This is a genomic window from Diaphorobacter sp. C33 (assembly GCF_030503915.1).
GTDB classification, from domain to species: Bacteria; Pseudomonadota; Gammaproteobacteria; order Burkholderiales; family Burkholderiaceae_C; genus Diaphorobacter; species Diaphorobacter nitroreducens.
On record NZ_CP129980.1, the window covers coordinates 1,693,337 to 1,713,448 of the forward strand.

A 20,112-nucleotide genomic window follows, 5' to 3' on the forward strand; every position below is an offset into this window, starting at 1 on the left:
ACCAGGAGAAACCATGGTCAGTGCCGTCTTTCACAGCCCGCTGGAGCCGCAAGCGCCGGCCGGCGCGTCCGATGCTTCCAAACCGATAGCTGTTAGCGCCCATCCCACAAGCGCTGCAGGCCCAAAAGCCTCAGGGCCTGCCAGCCCACCCCCGCGCAGCGACGCGCGCCAGCGCTGGAACGCCCTCTGGCTGGCCGTGCTGCCGCCGCTGTGCGGCGTGGGCCTGCTGCTGGGCCTGTGGGCCGTGGTCTCGGCCACCACGGGCCAGAGCATTCCTGGCCCGCTGCAGACCTGGGCGCAGGCGGTGGAGATCTTCAGCGACCCGTTTTACCGCAACGGCCCCAACGACCAGGGCGTGGGCTGGAACGTGCTGGCCAGCCTGCAGCGCGTGGCCGTGGGCTTCGGCCTGGCCGCGCTGGTGGGCATACCGGCGGGCTTCGTGATCGGGCGCTTCGCGTTCCTCTCGCGCATGTGCAACCCGGTCATCAGCCTGCTGCGGCCCGTCTCGCCGCTGGCGTGGCTGCCCATCGGCCTGCTGGTGTTCAAGGGCGCCAACCCGGCCGCCATCTGGACGATCTTCATCTGCTCCATCTGGCCCATGGTCATCAACACCGCCGTGGGTGTGCAACGCGTGCCGCAGGACTACATGAACGTGGCGCGCGTGCTCAACCTGAGCGAATGGAAGATCGCCACCACCATCCTGTTCCCGGCGGTGCTGCCCTACATGCTGACCGGCGTGCGCCTGGCCGTGGGCACGGCCTGGCTGGTGATCGTGGCGGCCGAGATGCTCACCGGCGGCGTGGGCATCGGCTTCTGGGTGTGGGACGAGTGGAACAACCTGAACGTCACCAACATCCTGGTGGCCATCTTCGTCATCGGCGGCGTGGGCCTGCTGCTGGAATGGGCGCTGGTCCGGCTGGCCACGGCCTTCACGTTCGAGGAGGTGCAATCATGAGCGACGCAAAATTCCTGCAGATCCAGGGGGTCGAGCAGACCTTCCGCACCGCCAAGGGCGTGTTTCCCGCGCTGCGCGGCATCGACCTGGCCATCGCCCGGGGCGAATTCGTGGCACTGATAGGCCACTCGGGCTGCGGCAAAAGCACGCTGCTGAACCTGATCGCGGGCCTGACCACCCCCACCGCCGGCGCGCTGATCTGCGCCGGACGCGAGATCAAGGGCCCCGGTCCCGAGCGCGCGGTGGTGTTCCAGAACCACTCGCTGCTGCCCTGGCTGACCTGCGAAGGCAACGTGCACCTGGCCGTGGAACGCGTGTTCGGCGCGCGCGAGTCCAAGGCCCGGCTGAAGGAGCGCACCCACGCCGCGCTGGAACTGGTGGGCCTGGCCCATGCCGCGCACAAGCGCCCCGGCGAGATATCGGGCGGCATGAAGCAGCGCGTGGGCATCGCACGCGCACTGTCGATGGAGCCCCAGGTGCTGTTGATGGACGAGCCCTTCGGCGCGCTGGACGCGCTCACGCGCGCACGGCTGCAGGACGAGCTGCTGGAGATCGTGGCGCGCACGTGCAGCACCGTGGTCATGGTCACGCACGACGTGGACGAGGCCGTGCTGCTGTCCGACCGCATCGTGATGCTCACCAACGGCCCCGCCGCCACCATTGGCGAAGTGCTGGACGTGGGCATTGCACGCCCGCGCAACCGGGTGGCGCTGGCGGAGGATGCGCGGTACCTGCAGTGCCGCAAGGCGGTGATCGACTTTCTCTACACGCGGCAGGGGCACGTGGAGAGCGCGGCTTGAGGGTTTTTGGGCTCTAGCGCTTGCTGGGTAAGCGCTGGCAGCTATTGTTTTTGATTCTTTGCCCTTGGGTTCCATGTCGCTGGCCGGGGCGAGTCCCGGCCAGCGACGAAGAAACTCACACCGCAAGGCTTCACAGAGCCCGCGCCCCGCTCAGCACAGGCCCGCCCGGAACACCGTCACCGCACCCCCGTGATGTAAAGCTCCATCTGCTCGATGATGAACTGCTGCTCCGAGATCACGCTCTTGACCAGGTCGCCGATGGACACCAGCCCCACCACGCGCCCGCCCTCCACCACAGGAAGGTGCCGCAGCCGGTTTTCCGTCATCAGCGCCATGCACTGCTCGGCGCTCTGCGCGGGCCGCACGAAGCGCACCGCGCGCGTCATCACCTCGCTCACCGGGGTGTCGCCCGACGAGCGGCCCAACAGCACCATCTTGCGGGCGTAGTCGCGCTCGGTGAAGATGCCCGCGATCTGATCGCCTTCCATCACCAGCAGCGCGCCGATGCCCTTGTCGGCCATGCGCCGCAACGCGGTGAGCACGGTGTCCGAAGGTTCGACGGCATGGACCTGCCCATCGGCTTTGGTTCTGAGGATTTCTGCAACAGTCGTCATGGCTGCCTCCCTGGCTGTGGATGGAACGAAACCGAACACGCGCCCACAGTGTCCGCCGAACCAGGGCGGGCGCGCAACCGGGTTCAAAATTTGTTGCAACCAGGTGGTCGCAGCGCCCACGGGCCGGGCGAGTGCAGCTATGCTTTTGGAAGCTGCCAATGCGGCCTGAGCCGCTGCGCTCAGCGCCGCCCACCCAGCAGGCTGCTACCGATCTTGAACAGGTCGCCCAGGCCCACCTGGCCGTCGCCGTCCTGGTCCAGCAGGCTGCCCAGCAGATCGCCGCCGGGCGCGCCCGTGCGCTGCACCTGGGCGCGCTCCTGGCCCAGCACCTGCCCCAGGCCACCGGCATCCAGCCCGTCGCTGCGCACCCGCTGCGCCAGGAACGCCATGACGATGGGCGCCAGCATCTGCAGCAGTTGGCCGGCGTTCGCCCCCAGTCCGCTGGCCTGGCCCAGGCCGGCTTCGGCCCTCTCGCGGCCGCCGCCGAAGATATGGCCCAGGATGGCGCCCGCGTCGCCGCCCTGCCCGGCGCCGCCGGCCATGCCGCCGCCCAGCACCGACCCCAGCAGCCCGCCCAGGTCCAGGCCGCCGATGCCCTGCGCCGCAGGGGCCGCGGCGTCCATGTGGTCGCGCTGCAGCGCCCCCAGCAGCGACTGCGCACCCTGCGGCCCCTCGGCGTTGCGCCCCAGGGCACCCAGCAGCAGCGGCAGGGCCATCTCCACGGCGCTTTGCGTCTGGGCGGTGTCGGTGCCCAGGCGCTGGGCCATCTGCTGCAGCGGCGCCCCCTGCAGGTGCTGCAAAAGCTGCTGGGTCAGCAGCGGGGTCGATGCGGAAGTGGAAGTGTTCATGGCAGGCAACTCCTTCAGGCGGTGGTGCGCGGCCACGGCAGCCGCGTCAGGCGTACATGGTAGGCGCTGCACGGCTTCGCTGCATGTCGGTCGCTATCATTTACATAGCTTTAGGTGCTGAACACCCAAGCCCCAAGCGCCGATTTAAAGCGCCAGCAGCTGACCCCCACATCCTGCCGGTGGGGGCTCTGCGGCGCGCGACGCCCTTTGACAATGCCTTGTAAAGAAGCATGAAGAATCGCTGCTACCACGGCAGCCTTGCCGTCAATGTGCGAAAGTGCAACGCTTGCCTGTAGAGCGGAGCGCCCTGCGACGCCCTTCCAGGCCCCGCTTTCCTGCTCTGCGTCACCCTTTCCAGACCTTGCGCCTTCGCCCCATGATCCACGCGACGACACCCGCGCCCATTGAGCGCCCCGCCCGCGCCCCCCGTCTTTCCGCTTCACCCGCTTTTTCTCCCTCTTGCACCACTGCGGCCCGTCACGGCGCGCTCGCGCAGCGGCTGGCTGGCCTGGCCCTGGCGCTGGGCCTGGCGGCCTGTGGCGGCAAGGACGCGCCAGCCACCGAGCCACAGGGCCCCGCCGCCGTGGGCGTGGTCACCCTGCAAACGCGCGCGCAGCAACTGGACGCCACGCTGCCCGGCCGCACCCGTGCCTACCTGACCGCCGAAGTGCGCCCCCAGGTCTCGGGCATCGTGCAGCAACGCCTGTTCACCGAGGGTGCGCTGGTGCGCAAGGGCCAGCCGCTGTACCAGATCGACGACCGCCCGCTGCGCGCCACCGAGGCCAGCGCCGAGGCCACCCTGGCCCGCGCCGAGGCCACGGCGCGCACGCAGGAGGCCAATGCGCACCGCAATGCCGAACTGGTCAAGATCGACGCCATCAGCCGCCAGGCCTATGACGAGAGCCAGGCCGCGGCCGCGCAAGCCCGCGCCGACGTGGGCGTGGCCCGCGCCAACCTGGAGACGGCGCGCATCAACCTGCGCTACAGCCGCATCGAGGCGCCCATCGCCGGACGCATCAGCCTGTCCAGCGTCACCCCTGGCGCGCTGGTGACGGCCAACCAGGCCAATGCGCTCACCACCATCGTGCAGATGGACCCGATGTACGTGGACTTCACCCAGTCCAGCACCGAGCTGGTGCAGCTCAAGCGCGACTGGGAGGCCGGCCGCTACCAGAAGGTGGACGGCAACCAGATGCGCGTGCGCATCCGGCTGGACGACGGCAGCGACTACCCGCACGAGGGCCGGCTGCAGTTCGCGGGCGTGATCGTCAACGACACCACGGGCACGGTGACGCTGCGCGCCGTGGTGCCCAACCCCGACGGCGTGCTCATGCCCGGCATGTACGTGCAGGCGCTGCTGCCCACGGGCCTGGCCAGCGACGCGCTGCTGATCCCGCAGCAGTCCGTGAACCGCGACCTGACGGGCCGCGCCAGCGTGCTGGTGGTCAACGCCGACAACGTGGTCGAGAAGCGCCCCGTGGAACTGGCACGCGCCTTGGGCAACCGCTGGCTGGTGGACAGCGGCCTGCAACCCGGCGAGCGCCTGGTGGTGGATGGCTTTCAACGCATCAAGCCCGGCGACAAGGTGGCGCCCCAGGTGGTGGACCTGAACACCAAGAAGGGCCCGGCCGCCGCGGCGCCAGCACCCGCCGCCAGCGCCCCCCCCGCGGCGGGCCAGAGCGTGGACATCACCGCCCGCCCCGGCGCATCCCGCTGAGCACGAGGTCAGGCGCACATGGCCCAGTTCTTCATCAACCGCCCCATCTTCGCGTGGGTGCTGTCCATCATCATCATGCTGGCGGGCGGCCTGGCGATCTTCACGCTGCCGCTGGAGCAGTACCCCGACATCGCGCCGCCGCGCGTGACCATCTCCGCGCAGTACACGGGCGCCTCGGCCGAGACCGTGGAAAACTCGGTCACGCAGATCATCGAGCAGCAGCTCAAGGGCATCGACAACATGATCTACATGGGCTCGACGTCGGATGCGTCGGGCCGCTCGGCCACCACCCTCACGTTTGCGCCGGGCACCAACATCGACGTGGCCCAGGTGCAGGTGCAGAACAAGCTGCAGTCGGCCATGAACCGCCTGCCCGATGCCGTGAAGAGCCGGGGCGTGTTTGTCAACAAGGGCGGCCAGGACTACCTGGTCACCTACAGCTTCTTCTCGGGCGACCCGAACATGAGCGCGGTGGACATCGGGGACTACCTGAACTCCAACCTCGTGGACGTGATCGGCCGCCTGGACGGTGTGGGCGACATCCGCGTGTTCGGCACCTTCTACGCCATGCGCCTGTGGATGGACCCGGCCAAGATGGAGAAATTCCAGCTCATGCCGTCGGACCTGATCAGCGCGCTGAACGCGCAGAACGCACAGGTCTCGGCCGGCCAGCTCGGCGCGCTGCCCGCCGTGCCCGACCAGCAGCTCAACGCCACCATCACCGCGCGCACCAAGCTGCAGACGGTGCAGGAGTTCGAGGACATCGTGCTCAAGACCGCCACCGACGGTTCGGTGGTCACGGTGAAGGACGTCGCGCGCGTGGAACTGGGCCCCGACAACCTGTCGGTCAAGGCCAAGCTGAACGGCCGCCCGGGTGCGGGCATGGGCATCGTGCTGGCCGACGGCGCCAACGCCATGGCAGTGTCGGACGCCGTGGCCGCCAAGCTGGCGGAGCTCAAGCCCTACTTCCCCAACCAGATCGACTACTTCGTCAGCTCCGACTCCACGCCCTTCGTGCGCGCCTCGATCCGCGAAGTGGCCACCGCGCTGGGCGAGGCCATGGTGCTGGTGGTGATCGTGATGTTCATCTTCCTGCAGAACTTCCGCGCCACGCTGATCCCTGCGATTGCCGTGCCAGTGGTGCTGCTGGGCACCTTCGGCGTGCTGGCCGCGGCGGGTTACTCGATCAACACGCTGACCATGTTCGCGCTGGTGCTGGCCATCGGCCTGCTGGTGGACGACGCCATCGTGGTGGTGGAGAACGTCGAGCGCGTGATGCACGAGTCGGGTCTCTCGCCCAAAGAGGCCACGCGCCACTCGATGCGCGAGATCACGCCCGCGCTGGTGGGCATCGGCCTCACGCTGTCGGCGGTGTTCGTGCCCATGGCGTTCTTCGGCGGCTCCACGGGGGTGATCTACCGGCAGTTCTCCATCACCATCGTGGCGGCGATGGCGCTGTCGGTGCTGGTGGCGCTCACGCTCACGCCGGCGCTGTGCGCCAGCATCCTCAAGCCGTCCGCCCACCTGGGCAAGGACCCGCAGGTGCGCCGCGGCCTGCTGGGGCTGAACGACCGCTTCTTCCTCTGGTTCAACCGCCACTTCGAGACCAACACGCTGCGCTACCAGCGCGGCGTGGGCTGGATGCTGCACCGCGCCAAGCGCATGCTGCTGATCTTTGCCGCCATCTGCCTGGCCGTGTGGTGGATCATCGGCCGCGTGCCGACGGCCTTCCTGCCCGATGAAGACCAGGGCTACATCCTGGCCAACGTCAACCTGCCCGCTGGAGCCACCGACGCGCGGCTGCAGGACGTGCTGGACCAGGTGAATCTGTACTTCAAGGACGTGCCCGAGGTCATCAGCTTCAACCAGGTCTCGGGCCTGAACGGCGACCAGAGCTCGGCGCGCGCATTCATCCGCCTCAAGCCCTGGGACCAGCGGCCGCTGGCCAGCCAGTCCGCGGCGGCCATCGCCCACCGCGCCACCCAGGAGCTGGCCAAGATCCGCGACGCGCGCATCTTCGTGTCGCAGCCGCCGGCCGTGCGCGGCCTGGGCTCCAACGCGGGCTTCAACTTCATGCTCAAGGACATCAACGGCCTGGGGCACGAGGCGCTGCTGGCCGCCAAGGACCGGTTCCTGGCCGAGGCGCGCAAGCACCCCGAGCTGACCAACCTGCGCACCACCAACCTGGACGACGCCACCGAGCTGCGCCTGGACATCGACGACCGCAAGGCCGCCGCGCTGGGCCTGAGCTACGACGCCATCAACAGCGTGCTCTCCAGCGGCATGGGCGGCACCTACGTGAACGACTTTCTGAACAACGGCCGCGTCAAGCGCGTCTACATCCAGGGCGACGCGCCGCACCGCATGCTGCCGCAGGACATCGGCAAGTGGACCGTGCGCAACAAGAACGGCGAGATGGTGCCGTTCGGCGCCTTCTCCAAGGCCCACTGGGCTTATGGCTCGCCGCAGCTCATGCGCTACAACGGCGCGCCCGCCTATGAGATGGTGGGCAGCGCCGCGCCGGGCGTCAGCTCGGGCGTGGCCATGAAGATTGTGGAGGACATCCTGAAGGGCCTGCCGCCCGGCATTGCGTACGAATGGACGGGCGCCTCGCTGCAGGAGCGCCAGTCGGGCGCGCAGGCGCCGCTGCTGTACGCCATCTCGATCCTGTTCGTGTTCCTGTGCCTGGCCGCGCTGTACGAGAGCTGGACCGTGCCCCTGTCGGTGATGCTGGCCGTGCCGCTGGGCGTGCTGGGCGCGCTGCTGGCGACCTGGACGCGGGGCCTGGCCAACGACGTGTACTTCCAGGTCGGCCTGATCACCACGGTGGGCCTGGCCTCCAAGAACGCCATCCTGATCGTCGAGTTTGCCGTGCAGTTGCAGGAACAGGGCCGCAAGCTGCTGGATGCCACGCTGGAAGCCGTGCGCATGCGCCTGCGCCCCATCCTCATGACTTCGCTGGCCTTCGGCTTCGGCGTGGTGCCGCTGGCCCTGGGCACGGGCGCCGGCGCAGGCGGGCGCAATGCCATCGGCACGGCCGTGCTGGGCGGCACCGTGGCCTCCACGGTGCTGGGCATCTTCATGGTGCCGGTGTTTTTCCTGCTGATCCGCAGTTGGTTCAAGAGCCGCTCGCGCCAGGAAGACGCGGCCCAGCCTGCCCCCATCCATCCGGAGAGTGCCGCATGACGCGCCCCCATCCCTTCACGCCTGTGACCGCCGCCCTGGCCTGCGCCCTGCTGGCCGGCTGCAACTTGGCGCCACGCTACGAAGCGCCGCCGCTGCCCGTGCCGGACACGGTGGCATCGCCCCTGCCCCAGCCACCGACCGCCGGCGCCGTGGCGCTGCCGGACGGCGGCCCCATGGCCTGGCAAGACTTCGTGCAGGACACCCGCCTGCGCACGGTGGTGGAACAGGCCCTGGCGAACAACCGCGACCTGCGCGTGGCGGTACTGGCCATCGACAAGGCCCGCGCGCAGTACGGCGTGGTGCAGGCCGACCGCTTTCCCACGGTGAACGCGGCCGGCGCGGGCAACCGCAGCCGCACCGCCGACGACCTGACCGCCGCGGGCCGCTCCAACACCACCAGCCAGTACAGCGCCACACTGGGCTTCAGCAGCTACGAGATCGACTTCTTCGGCCGCGTGCGCAACCTGAACGATGCCGCGCTGCAGGAGTTCCTGCGCGTGGCGGAGAACCGCCGCAGCGTGCAGCTCAGCCTGGTGGCCGAGGTGATCGGCGCCTGGCTCACGCTGGACGCCGACGCGCGCCGCCTGCAACTGGCGCGCGAGACCCTGCGCACGCGCCAGCAGGCCCTGGAGCTCACGCAGCGCAGCCATGAACTGGGCGCCAGCTCGGGCCTGGTGCTGGCGCAGGCCCAGTCGGCGGCCGACACCGCACGCGTGGATGCGGCCGCCTTCGTCTCGCAGCTGGCGCGCAGCCGCAACGCCTTGGCCCTGCTGGTGGGATCGCCCGTGCCCCCAGCGTTGTTGCCCGCCAGCGTGGCCACCGTGGAAACGGCCATGTCGGTCACGGCCATGGCGGGCCCGGCCACGGCTGCAACCCAGCCCTCTCCCGGCACCGGTACTGCGGACGTTCCGGCCCCCCGGTCCCCCGTCCCCGCGCTGGCCGATCCCGCGGCGCCCGCAACGGCGCTGCTGGCCGTGCCTGCAGACGTTCCGTCCAGCGTGCTGCTGCGCCGCCCCGACGTGCGCGCGGCCGAGCATGCACTGCAGGGCGCCACGGCCAATATCGGCGCGGCCCGCGCGGCGTTCTTTCCGTCGATCACGCTCACGGCCTCGGTGGGCACGGCCAGCAATGCGCTGTCGGGCCTGTTCGAGGGCGGCAACGGCACCTGGGCGTTCGCACCGCAGATCCGCCTGCCGATCTTCGACGCCGGCCGCAACCAGGCCAACCTGCGCGTGGCCGAGGTGACGCGCGACACCGCCGTGGCCCAGTACGAGAAGGCCATCCAGACCGCCTTCCGCGAGGTGTCCGACGCGCTGGCCGAGCGCGCCACGCTCACTGAGCGCCTGCAGGCGCAGGGCTCGCTGGTGCAGGCCACGCAGCGCACGCTGCAGCTGTCGGATGCACGCTTTCGCCTCGGTGCGGACAACTACCTCGCCGTGCTGGACGCGCAGCGCACGCTGTATGCCGCACAGCAGGCGCAGATCACGCTGCAATTGGCCGAGCAGGTCAACCGCGTGACGCTCTACAAGGTGCTGGGCGGCGCCTGGACGGACCCAACACCACCGCCGGCAGGCGGCTCCTGATTCCATCGCTGGCAGCGCTTGAGGGGCAAGCGCTGGACGCTGTTTTTGTTCAATTGCGGTGCATCGGGCGCGCACGCAGGGGCCGTGTCACCGGCACAACATCCCCTACGAGGTCCGGGCGCAATCAGGACGCCAGCGCCCGCACCATCGCGCCGCCACTTGCACCACGGCGGTGCGCAGCCCGCCACGCCCGGCCACGTGCGCGATTGCTACTAAAACCATAGCTTCTCGCGCTTACCCATCAAGCGCTAGCGGACTATTCAGCCCATCCCATGAGCGCGCACCTCTCACCCCGCCGCACCCTGGCACGCCCATTGCATTGAAGCCAGCGCGGCCACGGTAGGCCGCAGCGCGTGCCCTCTCCAACGGCGGAGGCAGGGCTCGCGGGACGAAGGCGTCCCCACCCGCAACCAGGCCCCTGCCCGGTGCGGCGTGCGGACGCCTTTTTTGTTGATGTGGCTGCGCGGGGCATTCCCGCCGGGGAGACGATGGTGAAGCAATCCAGGCTGGTGATGGTGGGCAATGGCATGGCAGGCGTGCGCGCGCTGGAAGAGCTGCTCAAGATCGCGCCCGACCTCTACGACATCACGGTGTTCGGCGCCGAGCCGCACCCCAACTACAACCGCATCCTGCTGTCGCCCGTGCTGGCGGGCGAGCAGACGCTGGAGGAGATCGTCCTCAACGACTGGTCCTGGTATGCGGACCACCACATCACGCTGCACGCAGGGTGCACCGTGACCCATGTGGACCGCACGCGGCGCACCGTGCATGGCGTGGCGCAGGACGGCCGCACCGTCGAGGCGCCCTACGACCGGCTGATCCTCGCCACGGGCTCCAACCCATTCATGCTGCCCATTCCGGGCCGTGAGCTGCCCGGCGTGCTGGCTTACCGCGACATCGCGGACACGCAGGCCATGATCGACGCTGCCGCCAGCTACAAGCACGCCGTAGTGATCGGCGGCGGCCTGCTGGGCCTGGAGGCGGCCAACGGCCTCATGAAGCGCGGCATGCAGGTCACCGTGGTGCATGCGGGCGAGTGGCTCATGGAGCGCCAGCTTGACGACGTGGCGGGCAAGCTGCTGCAGCAGTCGCTGGCCGAGCGCGGCATGCAGTTCCTCATGCAGGCGCAGACGCAGGAACTGGTGGCCGGCGGCGACGGCCGCGTGGCCGCGGTGCGCTTCAAGGACGGCAGCGAGGTGTCCGCCCAGCTTGTGGTGATGGCCGTGGGCATCCGCCCCAACACGGCCCTGGCCGAGCAGATGCACCTGCACGTCAACCGCGGCATCGTCGTCAGCGACACGCTGCAGACCGTGACCGACCCGCGCATCTACGCCGTGGGCGAATGCGCGGCGCACCGTGGCATCGCCTACGGGCTGGTGGCGCCGCTGTTCGAGCAGGGCAAGGTGCTGGCCAACCACCTGGCGGAATGGGGTATCGGGCGCTACCAGGGCTCGCTCACCTCCACCAAGCTCAAGGTCACGGGCATCGACCTGTTTTCCGCCGGCGACTTCCAGGGCGGCGAGGGCACGGAGGAAATCGTGCTCAGCGACCCGCATGCCGAGGGCGGCGGCGTGTACAAGAAGCTGGTGCTCAAGGACGACCGGCTCGTGGGCGCCTGCCTCTATGGCGACACGGTGGACGGCAGCTGGTACTTCAAGCTGCTGCGTGACGGCCGCAGCGTGGCCGACATCCGCGACCGGCTCATGTTCGGCGAATCGCACCTGGGCGACGCGGGCCATCAGGGCCAAAACAAGGCCGCCGCCATGGCCGACAGCGACGAGGTCTGCGGCTGCAACGGCGTGACCAAGGGCCAGATCTGCAAGGCCATCAAGGACAAGGGCCTGTTCACGCTGGACGAGGTGCGCAAGCACACCAAGGCCAGCGCCAGCTGCGGCTCGTGCACCGGGCTGGTGGAGCAGATCCTCATGGCCACTGCGGGCGGCGACTATTCCGCCACGCCCAAGACCAAGCCCGTGTGCGCCTGCACCGACCACGGCCACCAGGCCGTGCGCGAAGCCATCCGCACACACCGGCTGCTGACCGTAGACGGCGTGTTTCGCTTCCTGGAGTGGAAGACGCCCAACGGCTGCGCCACCTGCCGCCCGGCCGTGAACTACTACCTCATCAGCACTTGGCCCAAGGAGGCGCAGGACGATCCGCAAAGCCGCTTCATCAACGAGCGCAGCCACGCCAACATCCAGAAAGATGGCACCTACAGCGTGGTGCCGCGCATGTGGGGCGGCGAGACCAGTGCCGCCGAACTGCGCCGCATCGCCGACGTGGTGGACAAGTACCAGATCCCCACGGTGAAGGTCACGGGCGGCCAGCGCATCGACCTGCTGGGCGTGAAGAAGGAAGACCTGGTCAACGTCTGGCGCGACATCGGCATGCCCTGCGGCCACGCCTACGCCAAGGCGCTGCGCACCGTGAAGACCTGCGTGGGCAGCGAGTGGTGCCGCATGGGCACGCAGGACAGCACGCAGCTCGGCAAGGACCTGGAGCACGCCTTCGTGGGCATGTACGCGCCGCACAAGGTCAAGTTCGCCGTCAGCGGCTGCCCGCGCAACTGCGCCGAGAGCGGCATCAAGGACGTGGGGATCATCGGCGTGGACTCGGGCTGGGAGATGTACGTGGCCGGCAACGGCGGCATCAAGACCGAGGTGGCGCAGTTCTTCACCAAGCTCAAGACCGCCGAGGAGGTGCTGGAGTACACGGGCGCCTTCATGCAGCTGTACCGCCTGGAGGGCTGGTACCTGGAGCGCACGGTGCATTTCGTCGCCCGCGTGGGACTGGACTACGTCAAGCGCCGCGTACTCCAAGATGCCCCCGGCCGCCAGGCGCTGTGGCGCGAGCTGCAGGACGCGCTGGCGGGCGAGCCCGACCCGTGGTTTGAGTTCGAGCCGGCGGCGGTGGACCGGCGCCAGTTCATCCCGATCACGCCGATCCCCGCATGAACGTTGGCATGAGTTTCAGCCAAAAGTGCCTGTCACGCCCTGCCAGCAAGCGCCAACAGCTCCTAAAGGAATAGCTATGACCACCTGGACCCCGATCTGCTCCCTGGACGACATCCCCGTGCTCGGCGCGCGCCGCGTGGCCCGCCCGCACGGCATGGACGTGGCCGTCTTCCGCAACGACGCCGGCGGCGTGTTCGCCCTGCTCGACCGCTGCCCCCACAAGGGCGGCCCCTTGAGCCAGGGCATCGTCTTCGGCAACAGCGTGGCCTGCCCGCTGCACAACTGGACCATCGGCCTGTGCGACGGCCAGGCCGCCGCCCCCGACGAAGGCTGCACGCCGCGCTTTCAGGTCAAGGTGGAAGCGGGCACCGTCTACCTGGACGCCCAGGAGCTGGCCCACCACGCCCTGGACCTGCAACGCCCGGTGGCCGGCCCCGCGCTGCGCTGCAAGGCAAACCCACCATGACCCCGCGCAGGCGCAACGCGCCGCGCAAGGCCAGGCCGAGCGCAGCGATGGCCCGAATGGGCTGTCCGGTTTCCGGGTTCCCTTCAGGATGCGCCGAGGAGCGCAGCGGCCAGCGGATCAGGGCTCGCGATTGTTTGAGCGAAGCGAGTTTGAGCGAGACCCCGCTGGACGCGAGCACCGCAGGTTGCCCGTAGCGAAGCGAAGGGACGCAGCCTCTAGGGTCGCCTTTCTTTTGGGTACTTTGCTTTGGCGAAGCAAAGAAAAGTACCTCGCCCGCCGGGGCGAGTCCCGGCCAGCCACATCCAAAAAGAATAGCTACTCGCGCCCACACCACAAGCCCTAAAGCCCAAAAATACCAAGAGAACACGCCATGCAAGAAACCCGTTCCACCTGCCCCTACTGCGGCGTAGGCTGCGGCGTGATCATCCAGTCCGACGGCGACACCATCACCGGCGTGCGCGGCGACCCCCACCACCCCGCCAACTTCGGCCGCCTGTGCACCAAGGGCAGCACCCTGCACCTCACCGCCAGCCGGCCCGTCACACTGCAGACCCGGCTGCTGCAACCCCAGCTGCGCCCGCAGCGCGGCCAGGCAGCGCACCCCATCGACTGGGACGCGGCTCTCGACACCGCGGCGCAGCGCTTCGCCGCCACCATCGACCGCTACGGCCCCGACGCGGTGGGCTTCTACCTGAGTGGCCAGTTGCTCACCGAGGACTACTACGTCTTCAACAAGCTGGCCAAGGGCCTGATCGGCACCAACAACATCGACACCAACTCGCGCCTGTGCATGAGCAGCGCCGTGGCCGGCTACAAGGCCACGCTGGGCGCCGACGCGCCGCCCGCCTGCTACGACGACCTGGCCCACGCGCAATGCCTGTTCATCGCTGGCAGCAACACGGCCTGGGCGCACCCCATCGTGTTTCGCCGCATCGAGGACGCGCGCGCCGCCAACCCGGCCATGAAGATCATCGTGGCCGATCCGCGCCGCACCGACACCGCGGCCATGGCCGATCTGTTCCTGCCCCTGCTGCCGGGCAGCGACGTGATGCTGTTCAACGCCATGCTGCACGTGATGCTGCGCGAGGGCTGGGTGGACCAGGGCTACATCGCGCGCCACACCAGCGGCTTCGCCGATCTGCAGGCCGTAGTGCAGGACTGCACGCCCGAGCGCGCTGCCGCCGTCTGCGGCCTGCCGCCGCAGGACATTGCCACCGCAGCGCGCTGGTTCGCTGGCGTGGAGGGCATGGCGGAGGGTGGGCCACGCCGGCCCACGCTGAGCCTGTACTGCCAGGGCCTGAACCAGAGCACCAGCGGCACGGCCAAGAACGCCGCGCTGATCCACCTGCACCTGGCCTGCGGGCAGATCGGCCAACCGGGCGCAGGCCCCTTCAGCCTGACGGGCCAGCCCAACGCCATGGGCGGACGCGAGGTGGGGGGCCTGGCCAACCTGCTGCCCGCGCACCGCGACATGGCCAACCCCGACCACCGCACCGAAGTGGCCCGGCTGTGGGGCGTGGAGTCGGTGCCTGCGCGACCCGGCAAGACGGCGGTGGAGATGTTCCAGGCCGCGGCCGACGGCGCGATCAAGGCGCTGTGGATCGCCTGCACCAACCCCGCGCAGAGCCTGCCCGACCAGACCACCGTGCGCCGCGCCCTGCAGCGCGCCGAGTTTGTGGTGGTGCAGGAGGCCTTCGCCACCACCGCCACCGCGCAGTACGCCGACCTGCTGCTGCCTGCCACCACCTGGGGCGAGAAGACCGGCACCGTCACCAACAGTGAGCGCCGCATCAGCCGCGTGCGCGCGGCAGTGGCCGCACCCGGCGGCGCGCGGCACGACTGGCAGATCACGCTCGCGCTGGCGCAGCGGCTGGAGAGGCACCTGCGCCCCGGCCAGCCCACGCTGTTCCCCTACGCCGGGGACACGGCGCAGGCCTGTGCCGAAGCCATTTGGAACGAGCACCGCGAGACCACGCGCGGGCGCGACCTGGACATCACCGGCCTGACCTGGGCCGCGCTGGAGGCCGACGGGCCGCAGCAGTGGCCCTACCCGAGCGGCGCCCGCGCGGGCCGCGCGCGCTTGTATGCGGACGGCGTCTTTCCCACACCCGACGGGCGTGCGCGCTTCGTCCCCACGGCCTGGCAGCCCCTGGCCGAGCCGCCCAGCGCGCGCTACCCATTCAGCCTGACCACGGGACGCCTGCGCGACCAGTGGCACGGCATGAGCCGCACCGGCACGCTGGGGCGGCTGTTCGGCCACGCGTCCGAGCCCGCGCTGCAGATGCACCCGCAGGACCTGCAGCGCCTGCAGCTGGCCGCTGGCGACCTGGCGCATGTGACCAGCGCGCGCGGCTCCATCATCGCGCCCGTGCAGGCCGACGACACACTGGCACCCGGGCAGGCCTTCATGGCCATGCACTGGGGCGGCGAATACCTGGGCGGGCGCTCCAGCACGGGCCGACCACTGGCGGGCGTGAACGCGCTCACCACGCCGGCCTTCTGCCCTGGCTCCAAACAGCCGGAGCTCAAGCACGCGGCGGTGAAGGTGCTCAAGGCCGAGCTGCCCTGGACGCTGTTGGCCATGGCCTGGCTGCCCGAAGATGAAGTGCTGGCCGCGCGCGAGGCGCTGGCCGCGCTGATGCCCGAACTACCCTTCGCCCACTGTGTGCCCTTCAGCGGCGCCGCGCCGGCCGCAGGGCCCCCGCGCACGGGTGTTCTGCTGCGCGGTGCCGCGCACGAGGCGCCGCCACCGGCCCTGCTCGCGCGCATCGAGCACCTGCTGCACCTGGACGGGCCTGGCACGCTGCGCTACGCCGACCGCCGCCGCGCCCAGCACCGCGCCGCGCGCCTGCAGCGCCAGGCCGACGGCCGCACCACTTTGGACGCACTGCTGCTGGCCGGCAATGGCAGCGCTGGCGGCTGGCTGCGCACGCTGCTGCAGGAAGAACTGCCCGTGCAGACCTATGGCCGGTTGCTGCTGCTGCCCACCCAACAGCCGCCCGTGGCCGTGGCCGCACGGGGCAAGCGGGTGTGCGTCTGCCTGAACGTGACCGATACCGACATCACCGAGCGCCTGGGCCAGTGCCAGGGCAGCCCGGCCGAGCGCCTGGCGCAGTTGCAGGGCGCGCTGCGCTGCGGCACGCAATGCGGCTCCTGCGTACCCGAGCTCAAGCGCATGGTGCAGGCGGCGGTCGCGGGCATAGGCACCACTGCGGTGCAGGCAGCGTGACGCGGCACGCAATCCGCCGCACGCATATAACAGGCGGTTATCAGACATGCCGCAGAATGGACACCACTCGTCCCACCCGCCAGCCAATACCCCATGGGCATCAGCCACTACATCAAGGAAATCGGCCGCGGCGCACGCGGCGCCAAGGCACTGGACCGCGCGCAAGCCGCCGACCTGTTCGGGCAAGTGCTCGACGGCCAGGTGACCGATCTGGAGATCGGCGCCTTCTGCGTGGCCATGCGCATCAAGGGCGAGACCGCCGAGGAAATGTGCGGCCTGCTGGACGCGGTGCATGCGCGCATCGCCGCCATACCGGCCTGTGCGAACGGGCAGCCGCTCATCGTGCTGCCCAGCTACAACGGCGCGCGCAAGCTGCCCGTGCTCACGCCGCTGCTGGCGCTGCTGCTGGCGCGCGAAGGCCTGCCCGTGCTGCTGCACGGCATGCGCACCGAGGCGCGCCGCGTTCTGGCATCAGATGTGCTTGAAGCGCTGGATATACCTGCGCTAACAGCTCCTCAATCCATAGCACCCGGCAGCGTGGCGCACATCGGCACCGCGGTGCTGCTGCCCGGGCTGGCGCGCCTGCTGGCGGTGCGCGAGGTGATCGGCCTGCGCACACCGGGGCACAGCGTGGCCAAGCTGATGAACCCCTGCGCCGGCCCGGCGCTGGTGGTGAGCAGCTTCACCCACCCCGAATATTTCGACATCCTGAGCGGCACCTTTGCCACGCTGGGCGCGCACGCGTTGCTGTCGCGCGGGCTGGAGGGCGAGGTGGCGGCCGACCCGCGCCGCACGCCGCGCTACGACGCCTTCATTGGCGGCACGCACCAACTGCTGCAAGACCAGCAGCCCGGCACGGCCGCCGAAGTGCCCGGTCTGCCGACCGAGATCGACGTGGCCACCACCGCCGCCTATACCCGGCGCGTGCTGGCGGGCGACGCGCCCGTGCCCCCTGCCCTGCGCCAGCAGGTGGAACATATCTTGCACTTGAGCCGTCAAATCACTGCACAGGCCTCGTCATGACCACACCTTCTCTTCCAGCCCATGCAGGCAGCTGCACCCTGGTGGGCGCCGGCCCCGGCGACCCCGAGCTGCTCACCCTCAAGGCGGTGAAGGCCATCCAGGCCGCCACCGTGCTGCTGGTGGACGACCTGGTGAGCGACGCCATCGTCGCCCTGGCCCGCCCCGGCGCCCGCGTCGTGCATGTGGGCAAGCGCGGCGGCTGCAAGAGCACGCCCCAGGCGTTCATCGAAAAGCTCATGCTCACCGCCGTGCAGGAGGGCGAGACCGTGGTGCGCCTGAAGGGCGGCGATCCGTTCATCTTTGGGCGGGGCGGCGAAGAAGTGGAGCACCTGCGCGCGGCGGGCGTGCCGGTGCAGGTGGTCAATGGCATCACCGCCGGCCTGGCGGGCATGACGCAGCTGGGCGCGCCGCTCACCCACCGCGAACATGCGCACGGCGTGGTCTTCATCACGGGCCACAACAAGCCTGGGAACCAACGCACCGACTGGCGCCAGCTGGCCGCCACCGCGCGCGATGCACGCCTGACCCTGGTGATCTACATGGGCGTGACCGGCTGCGCCCACATCCAGGAGGAACTGCTCACCAGCCTGCCTGCGCACACGCCGGCGGTGGTGATCCAGCATGTGAGCCTGCCGCAGCAGCGCCACGCGGTGACTACGCTGGGCCAGTTGCAGTCCACCATCACCCGCGAGGGGCTGGCCAGCCCCTCGGTGATCGTGATCGGCGACGTGGTACGCGGCATCCAGGCCGTGGCGCACGGCGAAGATGCAGCCCCGGTAGCAGGCACGCGCAGCCGGGCGGTGTGACGGCTCAGCCGGCGGCGCTGGCCTGCGCCGCCTGGCGGATCTGCGCGAAGCGCTCGGCCTGTTCCTTGCGCAGGGCCTTGCGCAGCAGCGCGGCCTCCCAGCGGCGGCGCTCGTCGTAGCTGGTGGGGGCCAGCGGCGGCACGGGGGTGGGTTTGCCCGCATCGTCCACTGCCACCATCGAGAAGAAACAGCTATTCACATGCCGCACCACCTGGGTGCGGATGTTCTCGGCCACCACCTTGATGCCGATCTCCATGGACGATGTGCCCGTGTGGTTGACGCTGGCCAGGAAGGTCACCAGTTCGCCCACGTGGATGGGCTGCAGGAACATCACCTGGTCTACGCTCAGCGTGACCACGTAGCTGCCCGAATAGCGGCTGGCGCAGGCATAGGCCACCTGGTCCAGCAGCTTGAGGATGGCGCCGCCGTGGACGTTGCCGGAGAAGTTGGCCATGTCGGGCGACATGAGCACGGTCATGCTGAGTTGGTGCGCGGGAAGGTGCATGGCGGTATTAGAGCGTGTTTACGCCGACCGTGCGGGGCCGGAGCACGTGCCTTCACCCGCCACGCCCCGTGTCACACCCGCGTCACGGTTTCTTGGTTTCCCCCAGTGGGCGCGTGCGCCGGCGTTCCTAGCATGGCCCCTGCGCTGCCCATGGCGGTGCAGCGCCAGCCCAATACAAAAAGCAGGGAGCTCCCATGACCACGCCGTTCATCGTCCACCCTTGTGCGCCGCGCAGGCGGCTGCTGCAGTCGCTGTGCGCGAGTGCCTGTGCGCTCGCGTGGCCGGCGCTGGCCCAGCAGCGCTCGGCAGACGCCAAGGCAGCCATCCTCATCGGGCGCTCCTCGGCCCTGTCGGGCCCCATGGCGCCGTTCCTCACGCCGGTGCACGAGGGGCAGGAGGCCGCCCTGGCGGACTTCAACGAGGCCGGCGGCGTCGCAGGGCGCAAGGTGCAGCTCGTGTCCCTGGACGACAAGTTCGACGCCGCGCTCGCCCTGGACAACGCCCGCAGACTCGTGCAGGACAGCGGCGTGGTCGCGCTGTTCGGCCAGGCCGGCACCTCGCAGGTGCTGGCGCTGCTGCCCTACCTGGCGCAGGCACGCACGCCGCTGGTGGCCGTCTACACCGGCAGCCCCGCAGTGCACGGCGCGCGCAGCCCCTACCTGTTCACCACCAGCGCCAGCTACGCGGACGAGCTGGTGAAGATCGTGCGCAACCTCGTGGCCATTCAGACCACGCGCATCGGCGTCGCCTACGAGAACAACGACTTCGGCAAGCTCGCGCTGCCCCTGGTCGAGAAGGCCATCACGGCCGAGGGCGGCACCTTCGTGGGCGCCCATGCCATGCACAGCAGCGGCCAGGATGCCGAGGCCGCCGCCAAGGCCCTGGCGGCCCTGCGGCCGCAAGCCGTGGTGATGATTGCCGCGGGCCCGCCCGTGGTGGCCTACGTGCGCGCCAACAAGGCGCACCTCGGCGTGCCGGTGTACACGCTGTCGCTGGGCGCGGGTGCGCAGGTCATCCGCGCGCTGGGCAGTGACGCGCGCGGGCTGGCCGTGGCGCGCACCACGCCGCCGCCCACGCGGCTGACCACCGCCGTGGCACGCGAGTTCCAGGCGTCCATGAAGCGCCACGGCCACCCCGTGGACTATGACCGCTTCAGGGGCTACCTGGACGCGCGCATCCTCATTGAAGGCCTGCGCGCCGCGGGCCCTTCGGTGACGGGCGCATCGCTGGCCGCGACCCTGGAAGGGCTGCACAAGGTGGACCTGGGCGGCTACACCTACCAGTACAGTGCGCAGAACCGCAATGGCTCCAGCTATGTGGACATTGCCGTGATCGGGCCCGACGGCAACTACATGCACTGAACTGCCTGCACTGCACGGCCTCGGAGCCCGTACGCGACAATCGGCGGCTTTGCCCGCCAGGTTGC

At 69.7% G+C, this 20,112-nt stretch carries 14 protein-coding genes; 11 read left to right on the top strand and 3 right to left on the bottom strand.

Annotated elements, in window-relative coordinates; genetic code table 11:
- Positions 1-13 precede the first annotated feature (13 nt).
- Positions 14-955, top strand: a complete 942-nt coding sequence (gene ntrB, locus QY917_RS08050; RefSeq protein ID WP_123676053.1) for a nitrate ABC transporter permease — start codon at positions 14-16, stop codon at positions 953-955.
- The gene (locus QY917_RS08055; RefSeq protein ID WP_123676052.1) at positions 952-1,755 is read left to right on the top strand and encodes an ABC transporter ATP-binding protein; all 804 of its coding nucleotides are present in this window, start codon (positions 952-954) and stop codon (positions 1,753-1,755) included. The genes ntrB and QY917_RS08055 overlap by 4 nt, the downstream gene beginning before the upstream one ends.
- Positions 1,756-1,931: 176 nt before the next feature.
- On the opposite strand, the gene QY917_RS08060 is transcribed toward QY917_RS08055, so the two are convergent.
- Both QY917_RS08060 and QY917_RS08065 read right to left on the bottom strand, forming a co-directional pair.
- Positions 1,932-2,369, bottom strand: coding sequence for a CBS domain-containing protein (locus QY917_RS08060; RefSeq protein WP_011805990.1), 438 nt, complete (start codon positions 2,367-2,369; stop codon positions 1,932-1,934).
- 179 nt (positions 2,370-2,548) lie between these two features.
- Positions 2,549-3,217 carry a DUF937 domain-containing protein gene (locus tag QY917_RS08065; RefSeq protein ID WP_123676088.1) on the bottom strand — a complete coding sequence of 223 codons (669 nt, stop codon included), beginning with the start codon at positions 3,215-3,217 and terminating at the stop codon, positions 2,549-2,551.
- A 376-nt stretch (positions 3,218-3,593) separates the two neighbouring features.
- Between QY917_RS08065 and QY917_RS08070 the strand changes: the two genes are divergently transcribed.
- From QY917_RS08070 to cobA, 8 genes are all read left to right on the top strand, one after another.
- Complete coding sequence (locus tag QY917_RS08070; protein ID WP_123676051.1) at positions 3,594-4,934, top strand: efflux RND transporter periplasmic adaptor subunit; 1,341 nt, start codon at positions 3,594-3,596, stop codon at positions 4,932-4,934.
- 18 nt (positions 4,935-4,952) lie between these two features.
- Positions 4,953-8,120, top strand: coding sequence for an efflux RND transporter permease subunit (locus QY917_RS08075; RefSeq protein ID WP_088886409.1), 3,168 nt, complete (start codon positions 4,953-4,955; stop codon positions 8,118-8,120).
- Positions 8,117-9,703, top strand: a complete 1,587-nt coding sequence (locus QY917_RS08080) for an efflux transporter outer membrane subunit (RefSeq protein WP_123676050.1) — start codon at positions 8,117-8,119, stop codon at positions 9,701-9,703. Before QY917_RS08075 ends, QY917_RS08080 begins: the two co-directional genes overlap by 4 nt.
- Positions 9,704-10,191: 488 nt before the next feature.
- Complete coding sequence (nirB, locus tag QY917_RS08085) at positions 10,192-12,657, top strand: nitrite reductase large subunit NirB (protein ID WP_123676049.1); 2,466 nt, start codon at positions 10,192-10,194, stop codon at positions 12,655-12,657.
- Positions 12,658-12,733: 76 nt separating this feature from the next.
- On the top strand, positions 12,734-13,123 hold the full coding sequence (gene nirD, locus QY917_RS08090) for a nitrite reductase small subunit NirD (protein ID WP_088886406.1): 390 nt from the start codon (positions 12,734-12,736) through the stop codon (positions 13,121-13,123).
- Positions 13,124-13,493: 370 nt separating this feature from the next.
- Positions 13,494-16,352 carry a nitrate reductase gene (locus QY917_RS08095; RefSeq protein WP_123676048.1) on the top strand — a complete coding sequence of 953 codons (2,859 nt, stop codon included), beginning with the start codon at positions 13,494-13,496 and terminating at the stop codon, positions 16,350-16,352.
- Between the two features lie 93 nt (positions 16,353-16,445).
- Positions 16,446-17,375, top strand: a complete 930-nt coding sequence (ybiB, locus tag QY917_RS08100; RefSeq protein ID WP_123676047.1) for a DNA-binding protein YbiB — start codon at positions 16,446-16,448, stop codon at positions 17,373-17,375.
- Positions 17,372-18,181: a uroporphyrinogen-III C-methyltransferase gene (gene cobA, locus QY917_RS08105; protein ID WP_123676046.1), complete on the top strand. Its 810-nt coding sequence runs from the start codon at positions 17,372-17,374 to the stop codon at positions 18,179-18,181. The genes ybiB and cobA overlap by 4 nt, the downstream gene beginning before the upstream one ends.
- A gap of 4 nt (positions 18,182-18,185) precedes the next feature.
- Here the strand turns inward: cobA and QY917_RS08110 are convergent, their stop codons facing one another.
- Positions 18,186-18,686 (bottom strand): acyl-CoA thioesterase, encoded by a 501-nt coding sequence (locus QY917_RS08110; RefSeq protein ID WP_011806000.1) that lies wholly within the window; start codon positions 18,684-18,686, stop codon positions 18,186-18,188.
- A 194-nt stretch (positions 18,687-18,880) separates the two neighbouring features.
- Here QY917_RS08110 and QY917_RS08115 point away from each other — a divergent pair, with 194 nt between their 5' ends.
- Entirely contained in the window at positions 18,881-20,047 is a 1,167-nt protein-coding gene (locus QY917_RS08115; protein ID WP_123676045.1) for an ABC transporter substrate-binding protein, read from the top strand.
- Positions 20,048-20,112: the final 65 nt, after the last annotated feature.